Annotated in this window: 23 protein-coding genes; 1 reads left to right on the top strand and 22 read right to left on the bottom strand. The window is 60.2% G+C overall.

The annotated features are described in order from the left end of the window. Window positions 1-19 precede the first annotated feature (19 nt). The 22 genes from PHF15_RS11495 to PHF15_RS11390 all read right to left on the bottom strand — a co-directional run bounded on the left by PHF15_RS11495 (window position 20) and on the right by PHF15_RS11390 (window position 20,694). Entirely contained in the window at window positions 20-187 is a 168-nt protein-coding gene (locus PHF15_RS11495) for a hypothetical protein (RefSeq protein ID WP_300121279.1), read from the bottom strand. 28 nt (window positions 188-215) lie between these two features. Next, window positions 216-1,415, bottom strand: coding sequence for a PLP-dependent transferase (locus PHF15_RS11490; RefSeq protein WP_300121277.1), 1,200 nt, complete (start codon window positions 1,413-1,415; stop codon window positions 216-218). Window positions 1,416-1,433: 18 nt separating this feature from the next. Continuing rightward, window positions 1,434-1,958, bottom strand: a complete 525-nt coding sequence (locus PHF15_RS11485; RefSeq protein ID WP_300121275.1) for a phosphoribosyltransferase family protein — start codon at window positions 1,956-1,958, stop codon at window positions 1,434-1,436. A 55-nt stretch (window positions 1,959-2,013) separates the two neighbouring features. Beyond that, window positions 2,014-3,390 (bottom strand): adenylosuccinate synthase, encoded by a 1,377-nt coding sequence (locus PHF15_RS11480; protein ID WP_300121273.1) that lies wholly within the window; start codon window positions 3,388-3,390, stop codon window positions 2,014-2,016. Window positions 3,391-3,411: 21 nt separating this feature from the next. Next, window positions 3,412-4,563: an ATP phosphoribosyltransferase regulatory subunit gene (locus PHF15_RS11475; protein WP_300121272.1), complete on the bottom strand. Its 1,152-nt coding sequence runs from the start codon at window positions 4,561-4,563 to the stop codon at window positions 3,412-3,414. 58 nt (window positions 4,564-4,621) lie between these two features. After that, a complete protein-coding gene (locus PHF15_RS11470; protein ID WP_300121269.1) occupies window positions 4,622-4,810 on the bottom strand; it encodes a DUF2065 domain-containing protein in 189 nt (62 codons plus the stop codon). An 11-nt stretch (window positions 4,811-4,821) separates the two neighbouring features. Further along, window positions 4,822-5,718, bottom strand: a complete 897-nt coding sequence (gene hflC, locus PHF15_RS11465) for a protease modulator HflC (protein ID WP_300121267.1) — start codon at window positions 5,716-5,718, stop codon at window positions 4,822-4,824. A 9-nt stretch (window positions 5,719-5,727) separates the two neighbouring features. Then, window positions 5,728-7,128, bottom strand: coding sequence for an FtsH protease activity modulator HflK (gene hflK / locus PHF15_RS11460; RefSeq protein WP_300121265.1), 1,401 nt, complete (start codon window positions 7,126-7,128; stop codon window positions 5,728-5,730). An 8-nt stretch (window positions 7,129-7,136) separates the two neighbouring features. Continuing rightward, entirely contained in the window at window positions 7,137-8,342 is a 1,206-nt protein-coding gene (gene hflX, locus PHF15_RS11455; RefSeq protein ID WP_300121263.1) for a GTPase HflX, read from the bottom strand. Then, entirely contained in the window at window positions 8,320-8,568 is a 249-nt protein-coding gene (hfq, locus tag PHF15_RS11450; protein WP_300121261.1) for an RNA chaperone Hfq, read from the bottom strand. Before hfq ends, hflX begins: the two co-directional genes overlap by 23 nt. Window positions 8,569-8,686: 118 nt before the next feature. Then, a complete protein-coding gene (der, locus tag PHF15_RS11445) occupies window positions 8,687-10,024 on the bottom strand; it encodes a ribosome biogenesis GTPase Der (RefSeq protein WP_300121259.1) in 1,338 nt (445 codons plus the stop codon). A gap of 27 nt (window positions 10,025-10,051) precedes the next feature. Further along, window positions 10,052-11,188 (bottom strand): outer membrane protein assembly factor BamB, encoded by a 1,137-nt coding sequence (gene bamB / locus PHF15_RS11440; RefSeq protein ID WP_300121257.1) that lies wholly within the window; start codon window positions 11,186-11,188, stop codon window positions 10,052-10,054. 6 nt (window positions 11,189-11,194) lie between these two features. Continuing rightward, the gene (locus PHF15_RS11435; protein WP_300121255.1) at window positions 11,195-11,872 is read right to left on the bottom strand and encodes a tetratricopeptide repeat protein; all 678 of its coding nucleotides are present in this window, start codon (window positions 11,870-11,872) and stop codon (window positions 11,195-11,197) included. Window positions 11,873-11,884: 12 nt separating this feature from the next. Continuing rightward, on the bottom strand, window positions 11,885-13,171 hold the full coding sequence (hisS, locus tag PHF15_RS11430) for a histidine--tRNA ligase (protein ID WP_300121323.1): 1,287 nt from the start codon (window positions 13,169-13,171) through the stop codon (window positions 11,885-11,887). Between the two features lie 35 nt (window positions 13,172-13,206). After that, window positions 13,207-14,478: a flavodoxin-dependent (E)-4-hydroxy-3-methylbut-2-enyl-diphosphate synthase gene (ispG, locus tag PHF15_RS11425; protein WP_300121253.1), complete on the bottom strand. Its 1,272-nt coding sequence runs from the start codon at window positions 14,476-14,478 to the stop codon at window positions 13,207-13,209. Next, on the bottom strand, window positions 14,478-15,350 hold the full coding sequence (locus PHF15_RS11420) for a RodZ domain-containing protein (protein ID WP_300121252.1): 873 nt from the start codon (window positions 15,348-15,350) through the stop codon (window positions 14,478-14,480). The genes ispG and PHF15_RS11420 overlap by 1 nt, the downstream gene beginning before the upstream one ends. After that, window positions 15,343-16,170, bottom strand: coding sequence for a type IV pilus biogenesis/stability protein PilW (pilW, locus tag PHF15_RS11415; RefSeq protein WP_300121251.1), 828 nt, complete (start codon window positions 16,168-16,170; stop codon window positions 15,343-15,345). The genes PHF15_RS11420 and pilW overlap by 8 nt, the downstream gene beginning before the upstream one ends. After that, entirely contained in the window at window positions 16,167-17,315 is a 1,149-nt protein-coding gene (rlmN, locus tag PHF15_RS11410; protein WP_300121250.1) for a 23S rRNA (adenine(2503)-C(2))-methyltransferase RlmN, read from the bottom strand. The genes pilW and rlmN overlap by 4 nt, the downstream gene beginning before the upstream one ends. An 8-nt stretch (window positions 17,316-17,323) precedes the next feature. Beyond that, window positions 17,324-17,749, bottom strand: coding sequence for a nucleoside-diphosphate kinase (ndk, locus tag PHF15_RS11405; protein WP_300121249.1), 426 nt, complete (start codon window positions 17,747-17,749; stop codon window positions 17,324-17,326). A 101-nt stretch (window positions 17,750-17,850) separates the two neighbouring features. Continuing rightward, the gene (locus tag PHF15_RS11400) at window positions 17,851-19,008 is read right to left on the bottom strand and encodes a pseudouridine synthase (protein WP_300121248.1); all 1,158 of its coding nucleotides are present in this window, start codon (window positions 19,006-19,008) and stop codon (window positions 17,851-17,853) included. Further along, window positions 19,005-19,640: an SMC-Scp complex subunit ScpB gene (scpB, locus tag PHF15_RS11395; RefSeq protein ID WP_300121247.1), complete on the bottom strand. Its 636-nt coding sequence runs from the start codon at window positions 19,638-19,640 to the stop codon at window positions 19,005-19,007. The genes PHF15_RS11400 and scpB overlap by 4 nt, the downstream gene beginning before the upstream one ends. A 115-nt stretch (window positions 19,641-19,755) precedes the next feature. Beyond that, window positions 19,756-20,694 (bottom strand): RluA family pseudouridine synthase, encoded by a 939-nt coding sequence (locus PHF15_RS11390; protein ID WP_300121321.1) that lies wholly within the window; start codon window positions 20,692-20,694, stop codon window positions 19,756-19,758. A 92-nt stretch (window positions 20,695-20,786) separates the two neighbouring features. On the opposite strand from PHF15_RS11390, the gene PHF15_RS11385 reads away from it, so the two are divergent. After that, window positions 20,787-21,593 (top strand): outer membrane protein assembly factor BamD, encoded by an 807-nt coding sequence (locus PHF15_RS11385; protein WP_300121246.1) that lies wholly within the window; start codon window positions 20,787-20,789, stop codon window positions 21,591-21,593. The last annotated feature ends 1 nt before the right edge of the window (window position 21,594 follow it).

Raw genomic sequence — 21,594 nt, 5'->3', positions numbered from 1 at the left:
CTGACGGCCCGAACGGGATTCAGGCAGCAGCGTCTTCAGCAGGTTGATCCGGCGCGTCGTCCTTGACTTCTTCAGGACCGCCCTCGCCCGCTTTGCGCTGCGCTTTCTCTTTGAGCTTTTCTTCTTTTTTCTTCTTTTTCGCCAGTTCTTTCTGACGTTTTTCGTAACCGTAATTAGGAGTTGCCAAGTAGTTCTTTCAAGTTAATGGTTTCATTTTAGCCGCGCAGGGCTTTTAGCAGGTCAGCCTGCAAGTCAGCAGCCGACTCCAGACCGATGGAAAAACGCACCAGAATTCCCGGCTGTAGATGCGCCGGCCAGCTTGAGCGCATCGTTTCAAGTTGGTAAGGCATGACCAGGCTCATGGGACCGCCCCAACTGTAGCCAATTTTGAAGAGTTGCAGGGCATCGCAAAAAGCATCGACCTGCTGCTGGTTGTAGGCGGGCTTGAAGATCACGCTGAGCAAACCTGCCGCCGCCCCAGGAGCATTGCCGCACAGCGCCTGCCAGTGCGCATGGCCGGGGGACTGCGGCAGCGCCGGATGCAGCACCTGGGCAAACTCCTCGCATTGCAGGCACCACTGCGCCAGGGTACGGGTGGTTTCGTCGTGCTGGCGGTAGCGCAGGGCCAGGCTGGGCAAGGCCCGCAGCACACTCTCGGCATCGTTGGCGCCGACGCCCAGCCCCAGACGCATGTGGCACAGCTTGAGCTTCATGTGCAGGCGCTCATCCTGGGTGATGACACTGCCCATCAGCACATCGCCGCCACCGCTGGGGTACTTGGTCAGGGCATGGATGGAGATATCGACGGCCAAGGCATGCTGCGCACCCGGTGCGAGGTCGAAGGGTTTGAACGCCAGCCCGGCGCCCCAGGTGTTGTCGAGGGCGCAGAGTACCTCTGCCGCCTTGCAAATGCCGACCTGTGCGCGCAGGTCAGGAAACTCCAGCGTGACCGAGCCCGCCGCCTCCAGCCAGACCAATTTGGTTCGAGACGAAATTTTGGCGGCCAGATCGGCCGGGTCCATCGGGTCGAAATAGCGGTGCGTGATGCCCCAATGCGTCAACTCGCCCTCGGCCAGGGCTTTGGACGGGCCGTAGGCGTTGTCGGGAATGAGCACCTCGTCGCCGCTCCTGAGCAACGCCAGCGCCACCGTGGCGATGGCCGCCAGACCGCTGGGCACCAGCAGGCATTGGGCGCCGCCTTCGAGCGTGCAAAGACGTTCTTCGAGGGTGTAGGTGGTGGGCGTGCCGTGCAACCCATACGTGTAGGCAGACTTGTCTTTCCAGTCGAACTCGCGCATGGCGGCGACATTGGGAAAAAACACCGTGGAGGCCTTGAACACGCCAGGCTGCGGCGCGGCAAACCCGGGCGGGGGCTGGTAGGGGTGATGGATCAGGGTGGTGGTGAGGTCAGCCATGGCAACAACAAATGCGCGTCAAACGCTCCACTTTTTGATCAGTTGCTCCGGGCGCAAGCTGTCGTAGCCCTCGAACGGCTGGTGAATCCAGGGGTTGGTCGGCAGGAATTCAACCGAATAATCGGGTGTGAACTTGGACAGAGACTTGGTCCAGATGACGGCGCTGCGCAGCTCGGTGATGGGTTTGTAATTGTTTTTGAGCTGGTGCATCACAGCATGCAGTGTGAGACCCGAGTCTGCCAGGTCATCAACCAGCAACACCCGTCCGGCGATCTCGCCCTTGGGAGTGGTGATGTAGTGCGCAATGTCGAGGTTGCCCTGCTCGGTGCCCGACCCGGCCCGATAAGAACTGGTGGACATGATGGCCAGCGGTTTGTCAAACACCCGCGACAAGATGTCACCGGGGCGCATGCCACCGCGTGCCAGGCACAAGATGGTGTCGAATTCCCAGCCCGACTGAAATATCTTGATGGCCAGTTTTTCGATCAGGCCATGGTATTCGTCGTAGCTCACATACAGGTGCTTGCCGTCTTCGGTCAACATGGTTGCCCCTCAAATAATCGTTGTTGATGCAGATCGAACGGAATTCGGAAAAGGGTCAATCGGCCAGAAAGGGATGGCGCATCATGATGGTGTGCTCACGGTCCGGGCTGGTCGAGATGATGTGCACCGGCACGCCGGTGACCTGCTCGATGCGCTGCAGGTACAGGCGTGCGGCGGCGGGCAACTGGTCGTACTGCGTTACACCCACGGTGCTCACACTCCAGCCTTCGAGGGTTTCGTAAATGGGCACGCAACGGGCAATATCGTCAGCCCCCATGGGCAGAATATCGGTCACTTCACCGTCGAGTTCATAACCGGTGCACAGCTTGAGTTCCTTCAAGCCGTCGAGCACGTCAAGTTTGGTGATGCACAGGCCGGTCAAACCATTCACTTGCGCGGAGCGCTTGAGCAAAGCGGCATCGAACCAGCCGCAGCGACGGCTGCGCCCGGTGGTGACGCCTGTTTCTGCGCCCACGGTGCTCATGTGCCAGCCGGGTGTGCCTTTGACTTCCCAATCGAGTTCGGTCGGGAACGGGCCACCGCCGACACGCGTGCAATAGGCCTTGGTGATGCCCAGGATGTAGTGCAGCATGCCGGGGCCGACACCGGCGCCGGCGGCCGCATTGCCCGCCACGCAGTTGCTGGAGGTGACAAACGGGTACGTGCCGTGATCGACGTCGAGCAGGGTGCCCTGCGCGCCTTCGAACAGCAGATTTTCACCCTTCGAATAGGCGTCATTGAGCTCGCGCGAGACGTCGGCCATCATGGGCTTGAGCAACTCGGCGTGGCGCATGGCCTCGTCATAGACCGCGTCGAACAGCACTTCGCCGTCTTTCATGTAGGGCGCCAGCGTGGGGCCGAAGTCGAACGCTTGCGAACCCAAAAACGAGGTCAGCACATGGTTGTGCAGGGTCAGCAGCACGCGCAGTTTGTTGGCAAACCGTTCGGGAAACTTGAGGTCTTGCACGCGCAGGGCGCGCCGGGCGATCTTGTCCTCGTAGGCCGGGCCGATGCCGCGCCCGGTGGTGCCAATTTTTTCGCTGCCGCCCTGTTCGCGCGCGGCTTCACGGGCGACATCGAGCGCCGCGTGGAACGGCAGGATCAGGGGGCAAGCCTCGCTGATGCGCAGCCGGGAGCGCACGTCAACGCCCGCTTTTTCGAGATTGGCAATCTCCTCGAACAACTTGGCCGCGGACAACACCACGCCGTTGCCGATGTAGCACTTGACCCCGGGACGCAGGATGCCGCTGGGAATCAGGTGCAGCGCGGTCTTGACACCGTTCACCACAATGGTGTGGCCGGCGTTGTGGCCGCCCTGAAAACGCACCACGCCCTGGGCGCTCTCGGTCAACCAATCGACCAGTTTGCCTTTGCCTTCGTCGCCCCATTGGGTGCCGACGACGACCACGTTACGTCCTTTGATAGCTGTCATTTTTTGCTTCGCTTTTCTGTTTCAATTCATCGCTTGAACAACCCATTGCCCGGCGGCTTCGATGAGCTCGCGGTCGCAATGGAACTCATCTACTTCACTTTCATGACCCGGCAGCACGCACACCACGATTTCGCCGCTTGCGCGCAAAGCGGCAATGGACGTATTCAGACCGGCGTCATCGCGCCAGGGGGCGCGAATGGCAGCCTGCAAGGCACGCGGCGCCACCACCGCCACCAGCACTTTCAGGTCCAGACTGAAACCAGCAGCGGGACGGTTACGACCAAACACGGCCCCCACTTCATCGTAACGGCCCCCGCGCACCAAGGCGCTGCTGGCACCTGGCACATAAATGGAAAACCGGGCACCGGTGTAGTACGCGTAGCCACGCAAATCTGCCAGATCGAAGGTGACGCTGGCAGCCGGCAGGTGCTGCGCCAATTGTTTCAGGCCCTGCAGCGCCTCACGCACGGCAGGCAGGGACGGCAAGGCCTTTTCGGCCTCGGCCAGCACGCCTTCATCGCCATACAGTTGCACCAGGGCCAGCAAGCCCTGGCGCACCTGGTCTGGCAAATCACGGGCCAGGCCCTTCAGTTCGGCACTGTCCTTGGCCGCCAGCGCCGCGTGCAAGGCAGCCAGCCGGGGGGCGCTTAGCGGCACATCGGCGAGCAGGGCTTTGACCAGCCTGGCATCGGCCAGATCGATGCTGGGGGACTGCACCTGAGCTGCCTTGAGGCAGTCGAAAGCCAGCGAAAGGATCTCGATGTCGGCTTCCAGCCCGGCGTGGCCGTAGATTTCAGCGCCCAGTTGCAGCGGTTCACGCGTGGCATGGGGCGAGCCCGAGCGGGTATGCAGCACCGGTCCACAGTAGCACAGACGGGTGACGCCCGCGCGGTTGAGCAAATGGGCGTCGATGCGCGCCACTTGCGGCGTGCAGTCTGCGCGCAGACCCATCATGCGGCCAGATAGCTGGTCCACCAGCTTGAAGGTTTGCAGGTCGAGGGCCTCGCCGGCGCCGGTGAGCAGCGATTCGAGGTGTTCGAGCAGAGGCGGCATGACCAGCTCGTAACCATAGCTGCGGGCAGTGTCGAGCAAGTCGCGGCGAAGTTCTTCGATGTGGCGGGCCTCGGAAGGCAAGACATCGGCAATGTGATCCGGCAGAACCCAGGCGGACATGTGATTTTTCGCAGGCTATTAAAACCGTGATTTTACCGGGCAAAAGTTCGGCAATCAGTCAGGTCAGCCACCAAATCAGCGCCACACCGAGCAGCAGACTGCATAAACCAAAAAATCGCAACTGGCCGTCGCTGAGTTTGAGAATCTGGACGAAGGTCTGGCGCCAGGTGCCGGGCGACATGAAAGGCATGAAACCTTCAATTACCAGCACCAGTGCCATGGCCAGCCAAAAGGTGGTGCCGTTCAAGCCAGCCCCTGTTATTTTTTCGGACTGGCGACCAGGCCACCGCGCATGGACTTGAAAAAATCTGAGCTGGAGGGGTCGAGCACCATCACGTCGCTCTTTTTGGAAAATGTCGATTTGTAGGCGTCCAGGCTGCGGTAGAACTGGGCAAACTGGGGGTCGCGGCCAAAAGCCTCGGCATACAGACGGGCCGCTTCGGCATCGCCCTCGCCCTTGAATTTCTGCGCATCGCGGTAGGCATTTGCCACCGTGATTTCACGCTGCCGGTCGGCATCGGCGCGGATCTTTTCGCCTTCGGCAAAACCGGTCGAGCGCAGTTCGTTGGCGACGCGCTTGCGTTCGGCTTCCATGCGGCGGTAAACCGACTCGGTGATGGCATCCACGTAATCGACCCGGGTGATGCGCACGTCGATCACATCGACGCCCCACGGCTTGGCGCCGCGCACTTGGCTCAAGACCTCTTTTTTGACGTCTTCCATGACCTCTTCGCGCTTGGCCGAGAGCAGTTCCTTGACGGTGCGCTTGTTGACTTCCTCCTGGAAGGCATTGCGCACCACCCGGTTGAGCTGACTGGCGCCGGCCGCCTCGGTGGTGCCGACGTTGCGAATGTATTCGGTTGGCTCGGAAATGCGCCAGCGCACGTACCAGTCGATGACGACCCGCTGCTTTTCAGCGGTCAGCACCGGTTCGTTGTCGGTGCTGTCGAGCGTGAGCAGACGCTTGTCGATGTAGGACACGTTTTGAAAGGGCGGCGGCAATTTGAAGTTGAGACCCGGCTCGGTGATCACTTCCTTGATCTGGCCCAGGGCCAGCACCACGCCAAACTGGCGCTGATCCACCACAAAGAGCATCGAGCTAAGAATAGCCAGAGCAAAAAGGATACTTGAAAAAATAAATCCAATGCGATTCATGCGTGGCTCCTATCGGGTTTCACGGGTACGGTCACGCGACGCATCACGGGTGCGCGCGTCCGGAATCGCGGCTGCGGCATTGGCGGGGTTGGGCAATACGGTCACCGGCACGGCAGCGGTATCTTCAGCCACTTGTCCGGTCATCTGAATCAGCTTGTCCAGCGGCAAATAGAGCAGGTTCGAACCCTGCCTGGAATCGATCATGATTTTGGTGACGCTGCTGTAAATCTGCTGCATGGCGTCAATGTACATGCGGTCACGCGTGACCTGTGGCGCCTTCTGGTACTCGGCCAGCACCGACTTGAAGCGCTGCGCATCGCCCTGCGCCTGCGCCACGATGCGGGATTTATAGGCATCGGCTTCCTCCTTCAGGCGTGAGGCCGCACCCACGGCACGCGGAATGACGTCGTTGGCGTAGGCCTGGGCTTCGTTCTTGGCGCGCTCGCGCTCCTGGCCGGCCTTGAGCACATCGTCGAACGCAGCCTGCACCTGCTCGGGCGGGCGCACACCGCCCTGCTGCAGATTGATGCCGACCACTTCAATGCCGACCTTGTAGCGATCGAGGATTTTCTGCATCATGGCCCTCACCCGCGGGGCGATCTGGTCACGCTCTTCGGACAGGGCACTGTCCATTTTCATCTTGCCGACCACCTCACGCACCGCCGTCTCGGCAGCCTGCACCACGGCGTCGGCCGGGTTCTTGCTTTCGAACAGGAAAGCGCGCGCATCATTGAGCCGGTACTGCACCGCAAACTTGATTTCGACAATGTTCTCATCCTCGGTCAGCATGGCGGATTCGCGCAAACCGGTGGCCTTGATGACGACGTCGCGTCCGACATCGACGGAGCGGATTTGCGTGACAAAAATCAACTCATGGCGCTGCACCGGGTAAGGCAGGCGCCAATTGAAACCGGCCCCCACGGTGGAGTGGTACTTGCCAAACTGGGTGATCACAGCCTGCTGACCTTCCTGCACAATGAAAAAGCCTGTGCCGAGCCAGATCAAAACCGCGACGGCGGCCACCAGTCCCATGCCGATACCGGCACTTTTCATGTCGGGCTGAAAACCACCGCCACCACCCGAACCGCCGCCACCGCCACGGATGGGCGTGGCACCGCGGCCACCGCCTTTGACGTTACCGAACAGGCCACCCAGTTTGCGGTTGAAGTCACGCCACAACTCATCCAAATCAGGCGGACCCTGGTTGGCTCCCCGCCTGGGGCCGCGTTCCGGCGGATTGGGCGGAGGTGTTCCCTCGGGAGCTTGCTCGGGGGGTGGTTCAGAACCCTGCGGATCAGGCGTGCCGGGCTTGTCGTCTGAGCGTCCCCAGCGCGGGTCATTCAGGTTGAACATGCCACGCAGCCGGGATGGCAACAAGGCCAGGCCGAAAGTAGGTCGTTGAAGTTTCATCGAATCACTCATATTTGTTTTGCCGCCATTGTGCCGAAACTGGTGCCAGCCTCATGACTTGCATGGAAATCTGGCGACGAAGGCTCCGCTGAAGAGCCCTGAATTTTCTCCACCAGCAGCTGACGCAGCAGGGGCAAACCATCGCCAGTCTGCGCGCTCAAAAACACGCGCGGCGTGGCCACCCCGGCCAGATCGTAAATGTCCTGTAGCGCAGTGGGTCGCAGGGCAGGATCGATTTGATCGAGTTTGTTGAAAATCAGCAACTGCGGAATGTCGGCGGCGCCGATTTCAGACAACACGCGTTGCACCTCGGCGATTTGCTCGACATGGTTCGAGCTGGAAAAATCAACAACATGCAGCAACAGGTCGGCATCAACGGCTTCCTGCAAGGTGGCTTGAAACGCATTGACCAGGCCGTGCGGCAAGTCGCGGATGAAACCGACCGTGTCCGACAAGGACACTACGCGCCCCAATTCGCCCAGGTACAACTGCCGGGTGGTGGTATCGAGCGTGGCGAACAATTGGTCCGCCGCATAGACGCGCGCCTTGACCAGGGCGTTGAAGAGCGTGGACTTGCCAGCGTTGGTGTAGCCTACCAGAGAGATGTTGAAGGCATCGCGCCGCGAGCGCTGGCGGCGCTGGGTGGTCCGCTGTCGCTTGACCTTGACCAGCCGCTCCTTGATGCGCTTGATGTTGTCGCTGATCATGCGCCGGTCGAGTTCGATCTGCGATTCACCCGGACCGCCGCGCATGCCGATACCGCCGCTTTGCCGTTCCAGGTGCGACCAGCGCCGCACCAAGCGGGTGCTCAGGTACTGCAAGCGGGCCAGCTCGACCTGCAGCTTGCCTTCGTGGCTGCGCGCGCGCTGGGCAAAAATTTGCAGGATCAACAGCGTGCGGTCGTTGACCGGCAGTTCGAGATGACGCTCCAGGTTGCGCTGCTGCGCCGGACTCAGGCTTTGGTCGAAAAGAATTTCCTGCACACCCAGTTGGGTGGCTAGCTCCTTGATCTCATCGGCCTTGCCACTGCCGATGAAGAGGGCCGCATCTGGCGCCTTGCGCTTGCAGGTCAGCCGCGCAACAGGCGTCAGCCCGGCCGTCTGGGCCAGCAGCCCCAGCTCTTCGAGTTGCGCATCAAAAAAGGGAAGACCCAAATCGACCCCCACCAGCAAGGCGGGAGCGATGGGGCGTTCAGGCTGCTGCAGGTTGTTCACCCTCAGCGACTGAGAAATTGACGGCCCGACCGGGCACAATGGTCGAAATCGCGTGTTTGTAAACCATTTGGGTCACGGTGTTGCGCAAGAGCACCACGTACTGATCGAACGACTCGATCTGACCTTGAAGTTTGATGCCATTGACCAAATAAATTGACACGGGCACATGCTCCCGACGCAACGTGTTCAGAAATGGATCTTGCAAGAGTTGGCCTTTGTTATTCACGATATTCTCCGTGTTCGGAAATTTAAGAAGCAGTGACGATACCACAGTGACATCCGCAATCCTGGCAGCTGCCGCCTAAATCCTCAAGAAATGGACTGGCAGCGGCGACCGGCGCGGTTCACGCTGTTTTGTCGGCGAAAGGATTGCTCGACGTCTTCAACTCGATGCGCAAGGGCGTACCCACCAGATCGAAGGCTTGGCGGAAACGCCCTTCCAGAAAACGCTTGTAAGCGTCTGTCACATGCTCCAGGGAATTGCCGTGGATGATGATGACCGGCGGATTCATACCGCCCTGGTGGGCATAACGCAATTTGGGCCGGAACATGCCGGCACGTTTGGGACTCTGGAATTGCACCGCTTCAAGCAACAGCCGCGTCAGCACCGGCGTTGACATTTTGCAATTGGCCGCCTTGTAAGCCTGCGCAATGGAAATCCACAATGGCCCAAGTCCCTGACGTTTTTGCGCCGAGATGAAGTGCAGATTGGCAAACTTCAGGAAAGGCAGGCGGGTCTCGATGGAGCGCTTGACCAATTCGCGCTGGTACTCGTCCACCGCGTCCCATTTGTTGACGGCCAGCACCACGGCGCGACCATTTTCCAGAATGTAACCGGCAATGTGGGCGTCCTGATCGGTGACGCCCTGCGTGGCATCGATCAGCAACAATACGACATGGGCGGACTCGATGGCTTGCAGGGTCTTGACCACCGAAAACTTTTCGATGGCCTCGAACACCTTGCCGCGGCGGCGCAAACCCGCCGTGTCGATCAGTTCGAACTTTTGCCCATTGCGCTCGAACGGCACCGAAATTGCATCGCGCGTGGTGCCGGGCAAGTCAAATGCCACCAGGCGTTCTTCGCCCAGCCAGACATTGATAAGGGTGGATTTGCCGACATTCGGCCGACCGGCGACCGCCAGTTTGATGACGCCGGGTTGTTCTGCTTCTTCAGCCTCTTCTTCACCGGGCTGTATCGTTTGCAGGGCCAACTCGACCAGGGTATGGACGCCCTGGTTATGGGCGGCCGATACCGCATGCACTTCACCCAGCCCCAGTTCATAGAACTCGACCAGTTGGCTGCCTGCGAGCAGCCCTTCGGCCTTGTTGGCGACCAGCAAACAGGGTTTGCCCAGACGCCGCAGGTAGTTGGCAATGTCATGGTCCTGGGCCGAAACACCAGCACGGGCATCGACCAGAAAAATCACCACATCGGCCTCGGCCACGGCTTGGCGCGTTTGTTTGGCCATTTCCTTGTAAATGCCGGCGCTGGCATCGGGCTCGAAACCGCCGGTGTCAATCACGATGTAATCGTGTTTACCCTGTTTGCCATTTCCGTAGTGACGATCGCGCGTCAAACCCGCAAAATCTGCCACGATGGCATCGCGCGATCTGGTCAGACGGTTGAACAACGTCGATTTGCCGACGTTGGGTCGCCCGACCAATGCCAATACAGGTTTCATGCCGTGATATCCGTGAAAGCGTGCGTGTTATTCAGGCTGGAAACCGTAAACACCGCCATTTCGCGTCACCACGACCAGCGTGCCAGCGGCCGCCACCGGTGCGACGGTAATGGCTGATCCATCGGTTGACAGGCGGGTCAGGGGGGTGCCATCAGCGCGCGACACAAAGTGCACCAGTCCCGTGGCATCGCCCACCACTACCGAGCGCCCCAAAACCAGCGGGGTACTCAGGGTACGGTAACGCAGCCGCTCCGAGGTCCAGACCGGTTCGCCGTCGGTGCGGCGCCAGGCGAGCAAGGTACCATCACCCTCGACGCCGTACACATGCACATCGTCACCCTGCAAGCCCACAGTGCCAACCGCCGGGCGCTTCCAGATGACCGAACCGCGCAGCGCATCGACACAACCCACGGCGCTCTGGAAGGCGCGCGCACAAACCTCGTTGCCCTGACGGCTGACACCGCCCACCAGGTCCACCAGGCGTTCAATGTCATTGGTGCCCCGTGGCGAGGCCAGTGCCGCATCCCACACCACGTTGCCGTTAAGGGGGTTCATGTCGACCAGATGACCCGCCAGTCCGGCCACCAAGGTATTGCCCATTGGCATCAGGATGCCCGCCTGGCGCAACACCAGCGCTTCGCCGGGGCGCTGCTGTTGCCACAGCTTGCGCCCGGTTCTGGCGTCGAAGGCTGCCACACCGCGATCGGCCCCGAGCACAAAGACGCGCTCGCCGGCCACCAGCGGGGCGGTGAAGACCTGAGCAGGCAAACGCGCGCGCCAAAGCACCTGGCCGGCCTCCAGCACCACCAGTTCATTGTTGCGCGTGACCACGGCGGCAAAGCGGCCGTCGCTGCCCACACCGGCGGAGATCGTCGCGCCTACCTCGACGCGCCACAGCTGCGCACCGGTGCGCGCGTCGAGTGATTGCACCACACCGTCTGCTCCAGCGAGCATCACCGTGGAGCCATTCACCTTGACCTGCAAGGGAAAATCGACCGGTGCAACTTTGCTGGTCCAGACCGTGCGCACGCCAAGCAGCGACGGGTTTACGCCCAATTCTGCCGGTTTGATTTGCTCCGGCCCACTGGCGCATGCCGACAACGCTGCGACCAACACCGGCATCAAGAGGCGACACAACGACAGGGCTGAAAAAAGATGTGCCATGATGAATTACTTTCCGGCCGCAGAGGCCACTTTGGCTTGAGGCCCGACATCGACGCCCAACGCATTGAGTTTGACCTCGACCAGACGCCGGTATTCGGCGCGCGAATCAAAGAGGCGGTAAGCCTTGTCGTATTCGACAACCGCCTTGGCCTTGTCACCCTGCAAGACGAAGACATCCCCTTTCCGATCGGCCACCAGCGCTTCGAAGCTGGCCGGATAAGCGTTGTTCAACAGGCTCAAGGCTTCGTCAAATTTCTTGGATTCCATGGCAATGGCAGCCAAGCGCAAGCGCGCCAACGCCTGATAGCCGGGGTCGGCAGATTTCTCTGCCACCCAGACAAGCGCCGACTTGGCGGCATCGGTCTTGTCCAGATTGATGTACTGCCTGGCCACCAGCAGGCCAGCTTGCTGCGCATAGGCGGTGGAAGAAAATTTGTCCTTCATGTCGCTGAAAACACGGTCCATGCGTGCTGCGTCAGCCGCCTGCACGGCACGATCCATTTCATCGAACAATGCGGCCGCCTGCTGGGCCTGGCTGCGCTGCCAATAATGGTAAAAATTCCAGCTGGCAAAGGCGCCCAAAACGACAATGAGCGCCCAAGTGATGGCGTTGCCATACTGCTTCCAGAAATGCTTGATCTGGTCAAGTTGTTCTTGTTCTTCAAGGTCTAATTGGTTGGCCATGGGGGGTTCCGGTTAAGCGGCTGATTGTAGGGTGGCGGCCCAGTCGGCCACATCGGCCAGCGAATGCACTTGCTGGCTGGCGTCGGCGTCGCGCAGGGGTTTGACCGTGACTTGGTGGGCCAGGATTTCATCGGGGCCGAAAATCAGCGCAAAACGTGCACCACTGGCATCGGCGCGCTTGAATTGGCTCTTCATGCTGCTCATGGCAGCGCCGGCGCCGGCATGCATCTGCACACTGATGCCTGCCGCGCGCAATGCCTGCAGGGTTGACAAAACCAGAGGCAGGGCCGAGGCATCAGTCACCACGGCGTAGGCATCCAGCGTTGGGCTCAGATCGGGCAGGCCCGCGCCCCTGGCCAGGGCCAACACACGGTCAACGCCCAGTGCCCAACCTACGGCGGGCGCCGGTTTGCCGCCCAACTGCTCGAACAGATAGTCGTAACGGCCACCTGCACACACCGTGCCCTGCGCACCCAGACGGTCGGTGACGAACTCGAACACCGTCAGGTTGTAATAGTCCATGCCGCGCACCAGCCGCGGGTTGACGCGGTAGGCGACACCATTGGCCTCAAGAATATCGGTCAGGGCCTTGAAATGCGCCAGCGACTCAGCACCCAAAAAGTCGAGCAGCTTGGGCGCGGCTTCCACCAGAGCCTGCATATGCGGGTTTTTGCTATCGAGGATACGCAACGGATTGCTGTAAAGACGACGTTTGGCGTCTTCATCGAGTTGTTCGGCGTGGTGTTCAAAGTGGGCAATGAGCGCCCTGCGGTGCTCCAGCCGTTCCTGTGCCTGGCCCAGGCTGTTGAGTTCCAGACGCACATCGGTGAGGCCGATTTCCTGCCACAGGGCCTGCGCCATCAGAATCAGCTCGGCATCGACCTCGGGCCCGGCAAAGCCCAGCGCCTCGGCGCCGATCTGGTCAAACTGGCGGTAGCGGCCTTTTTGCGGTCGTTCATGGCGAAACATCGGCCCCATGTAATACAGGCGCTTGCCGCCTTCGTACAGCAGGTTGTGTTCCAGCGCGGCGCGCACCACGCCGGCGGTGGCCTCGGGGCGCAGCGTCAGCGGGTCGCCATTGAGGCGGTCCTCGAAACAGTACATTTCCTTTTCGACAATGTCGGTCACTTCACCCAGCCCGCGGATGAACAAAGGGGTGCGTTCGACGATGGGTGTTCGGATGTTGCGGTAGGCGTAACGCGCCATCAGGGCGCGCACCTTGGCTTCGAGCCACTCGACGGCGGCCGAATCGGGCGGCAACACGTCGTTCATGCCCTTTACGGCAGTGAGTTTTTCTATCTTGGATTGAGTGGGTTCAGTCATGACACGTCAAATCAGAGGGATGCTGTAGCTTGCGTGCCAAAGCGTTTCTTTACATAGTCTTCCACAATCACCTGGAACTCTTGCGCTATTCGCTCACCGCGCAGGGTCAGGCGTTTTTCACCGTCGATGAAAACCGGGGCGGCGGGCGCCTCACCGGTGCCGGGCAGGCTGATGCCGATGTCGGCCTGCTTGCTTTCGCCGGGGCCGTTGACGATGCAGCCCATCACCGCCACTTTCATTTTTTCAACGCCCGGGTACTGGCTGCGCCAGACCGGCATCTGGGCGCGCAGGAAGGTTTCAATCTGATGGGTGAGCTCCTGGAAGGTGGTGCTGGTGGTACGACCACAGCCCGGGCAGGCAGTCACGCTGGGTACAAAGGAGCGCAGTTCCAGCGCTTGAAGAATCTCGGAAGCAATCACCACTTCCTGGGTGCGCGACTCGCCAGGTTGCGGCGTCAGGGAAACACGGATCGTGTCGCCAATGCCCTCCTGCAACAGGATCGACAGGGCCGCGGCCGACGCCACCGCCCCCTTGGTACCCATGCCGGCTTCGGTCAGGCCCAGGTGCAATGCGTAATTGCTGCGCCGGGCCATTTCTCGATAGACCGAAATCAGATCCTGCACGCCGCTGACCTTGCACGACAGGATGATCTGGTTCGGGTCCAAGCCCAAATTCACCGCCTGCTGCGCCGAGTCCAGCGCCGAGGTGATCAGGGCTTCGTACATCACCGGCTTGGCGCCCCAGGGCGGGTTACGGCGGTTGTTCTGGTCCATCAGGTCGGCCAGCAACTCCTGGTCCAGACTGCCCCAGTTGACGCCGATGCGCACCGCCTTGTTCCAGCGTATCGCCGCTTCGATCATGACGCCGAACTGGCGGTTGTGCTTGTCGCCCTTGCCCACGTTGCCGGGGTTGATGCGGTACTTTGACAGGGCCTGCGCGCACTCGGGGAAATCGGTCAGCAACCGATGGCCGTTGTAATGAAAGTCGCCAATCAGCGGCACGTCGATGCCCATGCGGTCGAGTTGTTCGCGAATGAGTGCCACTGCCTGCGCGGCCTCGGGCGTGTTGACCGTCAGGCGCACCAGTTCCGAGCCGGCCAGCGCCAGTTCCTTGACCTGAATCGCGGTGCCGATCACGTCGGCGGTGTCGGTATTGGTCATGGACTGCACCCGCACCGGCGCATCGCCGCCCACCGTCACGGTGCGCTGGCCCCAGACAATCCGGGCTTGGCGTGAGCGACGCGACGCCGCACTGGACATGGGAATGGGCAGGCTGCTTTGCATTACTCCACCTCGAATCTGGCGACGTTGTCCCTGGTCTTGGCAGTCACATCCAGACGCTGACCGCGCACGCTCACCTCTACCTCGTCGGCCCGTCCCAACACCACCGACAAGGGCAGGGCACCGGCAAGTCGAATCTGCTCACCGGGCGCCAGGGTTTTACGCAGTAGCAGCAGGCCTTTGGCGTCGGTAACCTCGACCCAGGAGCTGCCGCGCGATTGCAGCGTCAGGGTTTCAGCACCCGCAGCCGGGGTATCCGCAGCGCTTGGAACTGTCTCTTGTCCCGTCGAGGCCAGGTTTTGGGAAACCGCCGAAAGCCTCGCCTTCACGACAGCGCTTGCTGTCGGTTCATGCATGACCGACGTCGTCACCTGGCTGGTCTGGAATTCAGGGTTGGCCACGTCCTTGGAGACAACATCAAATCTCTGGAGATCGGGCCAAAAGAGAATCGCAACGATCCCTAGCACCAGCAGCCCCGCGCCGAGAACCAGCGGGCTCGTGAGTCTGCTTTTGAGTTGCTGCCCCAAGGCAAACTGATCTGTTTTGAATGGGGTGTTCAGGTTCGCTGCACTCGTCTTGACGCCGGGCTTTTCGGACTGCGGCAAGGCTGCCAGCACGGCTGCCGGATCGATCTTGAGCGCCCGACAGACACTGGCAGCCAGGGCACGTGTGAAGACCATGTCCAATAGTTCGTCAAGGCGATCGGCCTCCAGGGCTTCAAGCTTGCGCACGGGCACTTTCAGCATGACCGCCAAGGCACCGATGTGCAGGCCCTGCGCCTCGCGCGCAGCTTTCAACAAAGCACCGGCTGAAGCGCCGCCGAACACCGGTTCGACCGCAGGCTGCGGTTGACCAATCTGGAAAGACTCACTCATCAAATGCACCACGGCGGTATGCGGCCGCCTCCTTGGACTGCGGAAAGCGCTTCTCCAACTGGTTGGCCAGTTGCAGCAGCGCGACCTGGTCAACTATCCGATTTTCTACCTTGATGCCGAGCCAAAGCGACTCGGCGTTGGCCCATTCGCTGTTATTGAGGCGGCGGATATAAAACTGGGCTCTGGCAAACTCGCCATTCTGGAACAGCAGTTTGGCCAGGTTGTATCCGGTGACGGGATTGGACGCATCGAACTCAAACGATTTGAGCAGGCTTTGCTCGGCTTCACGCCGTTGCCCCGCCCTAATCTGGCAGAGCCCCTGGGCCATGTAGGTTTTGGAGCGTTCGCCATAGGCCGGGTCTGCCAAGGCCCTGGAAAAATCAGCCAAGGCCTCCGGATAGCGCGCCTGCTGGCACCGCAACCACCCCAGATTGTGCAAAATATTAGCGTCGCCGGAACGTATCGAGAGCGCTTTCATAAAGCTGTCCTGCGCCAGAGGAAATTCATTGAGACGCATGTAAATCAACCCGCGCAAGTTGTAGGCATCTGCAAAATTGGGATCGGCGGCCAGCGCCAGTTTGACTTCGTCGAGCGCAATGGCAGTTTTGCCTTGCTCGAGGTAGCCCATCGCCAGTTCCACCCGGATGCGCGCCCTTTTCCGGTCGCTGGATTCGTCTGAATCCGTCACAAGATCTTTGCGACTGGAAGCGCCCGAGTCAGAAATACTGGCGCAGCCCGTCAACATGGCGCCACCCATAAGGGCCATGAACAGACATGGCAACCAGCAGCAGCGCTGAAAGACAATCATCATCCGGTTCATGCTGATACTCCTGTGACCGTTTTGGTCAAATCTTGCAGGGAATGAGGCCGCAAAGTTCTGTTGCGTTCCATCCGGAGCATCACCCGGGTGCGGTCCTTGACATCGCCGGCCAGCTGACCGCAGGCCGCATCAATGTCATCACCGCGAGTTTTGCGAATCGTGGTGGTGATGCCCGCATCATTGAGGATGCTGGCAAAGGCCTGCACACGCTCGGGTTTGGAGCGCAGCAAGCCTGAGGCCGGAAAGGGATTAAACGGGATCAAGTTGAATTTGCACCAGGCCCCCGGATGGGCCTTGATCCGCTCAACCAATTGACGGGCGCAGGCGTCGGTGTCATTGACACCCTCGAGCATGCAGTATTCAAAGGTAATGAAATCGCGCGGCGCGAAAGCCAGATAGCGATGGCAAGCCGCAACCAGTTGCGCCAAGGGGTACTTCAGGTTCAGCGGCACCAAGGTGTCGCGCAGCGCATCATTGGGCGCGTGCAGGGACACTGCCAGCGCCACCGGGCAGTCTTGCGCCAAACGGTCGATCATGGGCACAATACCCGAGGTTGACACCGTCACCCGGCGCCTGGAGAGGCCATAGCCATGGTCATCAAGCATCACGCGCAAGGCAGGCACCAGTTCGCCGTAATTCTGCAACGGCTCGCCCATGCCCATCATCACCACATTGGAGATGACGCGCTCATCGCGCTGCAGGCGTTGACGCAAAAAATGCTCGGCAAACCAGAGCTGAGCCACAATTTCACCGGTGGTGAGGTTGCGGCTGAAGCCCTGGTGCCCGGTTGAGCAAAACCGGCAACCGACGGCGCATCCAGCCTGGGAAGAAATGCACAAGGTGCCACGATCTTCCTCGGGAATGAAAACCGTCTCAATGGCGTTGCCGCCACCCACGTCGAACAGCCATTTAATGGTGCCGTCCGATGAAATATGCTGCGAGACGGCCGCAAGCGGCTCAACTTTGGCGCAGGTCTTGAGCTTCTCCCGCAGGGATTTTGCCAAGTCGGTCATGTCGTCGAATTGACGCGCGCCCTTCTGGTGAATCCAGCGAAACAGTTGCACGGCGCGAAAGCGCTTTTCACCCAACCGCTCGCAAAAGACGGTCAGGCCTTCAAGATCGAGATCGAGCAGGTTAACCGTCATGTTGGATATCAGCGCGCGTAAATGTTCATACCGGGGAAGAAAAACGCCATTTCCACGGCAGCGGTTTCAGCCGCGTCGGAGCCATGCACCGCGTTGGCATCGATGCTGTCGGCAAAATCGGCACGAATGGTGCCTGGGTCAGCCTTTTTGGGATCGGTGGCGCCCATGAGTTCGCGGTTTTTCAGAACGGCGTTCTTGCCTTCGAGCACCTGGATCATGACCGGACCGGAAATCATAAAGTCCACCAGATCCTTGAAAAAGGGACGCGCCTTGTGCACGGCATAAAAAGCCTCGGCCTCGCGGCGCGACAGATGGGCCATTTTGGCGGCCACGATTTTCAGCCCCGCAGCCTCGAATCGCGCGTAAATCTGGCCGATCACGTTTTTGGCGACGGCATCGGGTTTGATGATGGAAAGGGTACGTTCAATGGTCATGATTTTTCCTTATAAATGTGGATTTTGACGCGTTTGTCAAAACCTTGGATGTTAACCTGATCTGCTTGGCATTGCCCCGCCGACGAGGCCAAGCCCCCAGTTCAACGGCTTCTGCCGATGCGTCTGGCGCCGGACGATCCAGAACCCGCGCCACGCTTGCTGCCCTGCTCCTGTCGTTGCCGGTTGTAACTGTCGGCGCCGATATAGCCGAAATTGGTTTTTAGCGGATCCGGCTGGGACTTTGCCGCCGCATTGGCATTGTTGGCGGGCTTGTTGTTGCGCCCACCCTGGTTGCGCCCCGCCGGGCGAGGACCGCGCAAAGGCAAACGTGGTGGCTGTGCAAGGGTCGCACCTTCGTCGGGCGAAGGCGCCCCGGCATCTGCGCTGGCGGTCGCGGCAGAATTCCTGGCTTTTTGCGTCAGTGCGTTGATGTCGGCCGCGTCGAGTTCCATCCAGGCACCGCGCTTGAGGCCGCGCGGCAACACCATGGCGCCGTAGCGGATCCGGATCAAACGGCTCACAGCATGGCCAACGGCTTCAAACATGCGCCGCACTTCCCGGTTGCGGCCCTCGGAAATGGTGACCCGGTACCAACAGTTGGCGCCCTCGCCGCCACCGGGTTCGATGGAGCCGAAACTAGCCAGGCCATCATCAAGCTTGACGCCTTCGAGCAAGCGCTGTTTTTCTTCCGGACTCAAGGCACCCAGCACCCGCACCGCGTACTCTCGCTCCAGGCCAAAGCGCGGATGCATCAGGTTGTTGGCCAATTCACCGGAACTGGTGAACAGCAGCAGGCCCTCGGTGTTCAGATCCAGCCGACCCACGGCCTGCCACTTGCCTTGGAACAGCTTGGGCAACTTGCGAAAAACGGTGGGACGGTTTTGCGGATCGTCGTTGGACACCACCTCACCAGCAGGCTTGTGATAGGCAATGACCCGGGCTGGCGGCGGCTCGATCCTGAAGCGGATCGGTTTGCCGTTGACTTTGACGTGGTCACCGAACTGAACGCGCTGCCCGATATGCGCAGGCTCGTTGTTGACGGTGATGCGCCCCTCCATGATCAATTGCTCCATCTCCAGTCGCGACCCCATGCCGGCCTGCGCCAATACCTTATGCAGTTTGGGCGACTCTGGCTGCGGCGTCAGCACCCTCTTGAGCGGGGCTGTGACCTGCGTGTCTTCTGCATCAAACTGACCCGAGACAACGTCTTCGAACCGGATTGCAAGGGACTCCTGGCGACCGGTTTGTTCATGTTTCATGTTGATTCCTTTGATTCCACGTTCGTCACCGCTACTTCGACCTCAACAGAAACCGCAGTTTCAGACCAGTTCAACTCAGGGTTCGAAGCCAGTGCCAGGTCTAGGCCATCCATGGCGGAAACCGAGTCGCACAGCAAAGGCAGTTGGTCCAGCGAAGCCAGTCCCAAATCGTCCAGAAATTGCCGTGTGGTGGCCAACAGCGCTGGCCGCCCGACCGTATCTCGATGCCCGATCGTCTCGATCCAGCCCCGGTCTTCGAGTTGCTTGATCGTCAGCGAATTTACGGTAACGCCGCGAATGTCCTCGATATCACCCCTGGTGACAGGCTGACGGTAGGCAATGATGGCCAGGGTCTCCAGCGTGGCACGTGCGTAGCGCGGCGGCTTCTCCGGATACAGGCGATCCAGGTAAGGCCGCATTTCTGCACAACTCTGGAAGCGCCAGCCGCTCGCCAGCTGCACCAATTCCACCCCCCGCTGCAACCAGTCCTGCTGCAGTGCGTTCAACAAAAGACGGATGTCGGCCGCGCTCTGCTGTTGCCCGAAAAGCAACAGTATGTCATGCATCGACATCGGCTGTTGGGCGCACATCAACGCCGCTTCAAGAATGCACTTGGCATCCAAAGTTTTCATGGTGTCGCGATAGTGAAAAGGGATGCCGATACAGACATCAAAACAAAGAATGGAAGGGGCGTGGCAAACCAAACAAGTGTTCGGCGACGCATCAGTTGCTCAGTGGAACAACAAATTAAAGTATCTCTCGATTGTACTTGAGCCCCAAAGGGTTGAGCGCCTGTGAAAAATCATCGGGCAGAACGGCAGAAAAGTCCATCGCTAGCCCGGTGACCGGGTGCACGAAAGCAAGCCGATAGGCGTGCAACGCCTGCCTTTGAATGCCAAGCGCCATCGATCCGCCATAAAGCGCATCGCCAGCCAGCGGGTGCGCCAGTTTGGCCATGTGGACCCTGATCTGGTGGGTTCTGCCGGTGTGCAGGGTGCATTGCACCAGACAGGCGCGGTCTGCATTGGCGAGCAGGTCAAAGTCGGTCCTGGCTGCTTTTCCCGGATGCAGTGACAGATCGACAGCGGCCATGCGCAGCCGATTGACCGGATCGCGGCCAATGGCCACATCGACCACGCACCGGAGGGCACCCGACCAGTGCCCCTGCCCAATCGCCAGGTACTGGCGTTTTACCTCACGCGCGGCAATGGCGCGCACCAGCGCATCCATCACGCTACGGGTGCGCGCCACCACCATCAGGCCGCTGGTGTCCTTGTCAAGGCGATGGACGATGCCGGCACGCGGCAAATCGAAAGCTTTGGCGTCATAAGCGAGAAGCCCGTTCATCAAGGTGCCCGCCCAGTTGCCGGGGGCGGGATGGACCACCAGACCGGCGGGCTTGTTGATGACCAGCAAATGCGCATCGACATAGACCACGTCGAGCGCCATGGCTTCGGCCTTGAACGCCTGGCTTTGCGGCGTTGGCCTCAGCTCGATCAACCCCGTATCTGCGGCCCGGACCCTATGGGAGGCCTTGACCAGCACCCGACCGTTGAGCCAGACGCGACCCAAATCGATCAATTGCTGCAAATAACTGCGGGAAAATTCCGGCACCATATCAACCAACGCCCGGTCCAATCGCATACCATGGTGGGCAGCATTAAAAACAAGCGGGCGTTGCTCCATTTCCGGCTCGACCTGTACGCTCCCTTCCAGCTCGTCCAGGGTGAGGGTGCCCGATATAATCAACTCTGTTTTTTTCAAGAAAGTCTTTCGCTATGTCTCATGCCAAATTATCTGCCGTTTGTGTCCGGATGTTGGCTGGCAGCTTTGTCTTGCTGAGCGCTTGCTCCACCACCACGACCGACCCAACGGCCGAGTGGAGCCCCAACAAAATATACGCCGAGGCCAAGGACGAAATGAGCAGTGGCGCTTATGACAAGGCCATCCCGCTGCTGGAAAAGCTCGAAGGACGCGCAGCCGGAACGCCTCTGGCACAACAAGCGCAACTCGACAAGGCCTATGCCCACTACAAAGCCGGTGAGCCTGTGCTGGCGATCGCAACACTCGACCGCTTCATCAAATTGCATCCTTCGAGCCCGGCCCTCGACTACGCCCTGTACCTCAAGGGCATCGTCAATTTCAACGACGATCTCGGACTTTTTTCAGGCTTGACCCGCCAGGATCTGGCAGAACGCGATCAAAAAGCCGCCAAGGATTCCTTCGAATCGTTCAAGGAACTGACCAGCCGCTTCCCCGACTCGCGCTACGCCGCAGAGGCCAGCCAGCGCATGAATTACATCGTGAACTCGCTGGCGCAATCCGAGGTGTATGTGGCACGCTACTACTATCAGCGTGGCGCTTATCTGGCGGCGATCAATCGGGCCCAGACCGCCATTGTTGACTACCAGGGCGTTCCTGCTCTGGAAGAAGCCCTATTCATCATGGTCAAGTCTTACGACGCCTTGGGCATGACCGCCTTGCGCGATGACACGCAACGCGTGCTGGAAAAGAATTACCCGCAGACCCCCTATCTGGTGCAGGGCCTCAAGTCGAAGAACGACCCCTGGTGGAAGATATGGTAGC

The sequence above is a fragment of the Rhodoferax sp. genome (genome assembly GCF_028689295.1).
GTDB lineage: Bacteria > Pseudomonadota > Gammaproteobacteria > Burkholderiales > Burkholderiaceae_C > Rhodoferax.
The sequence above is the reverse complement of the archived record's forward strand: the minus strand, read 5'-3'. Positions and strand labels throughout refer to the sequence as shown.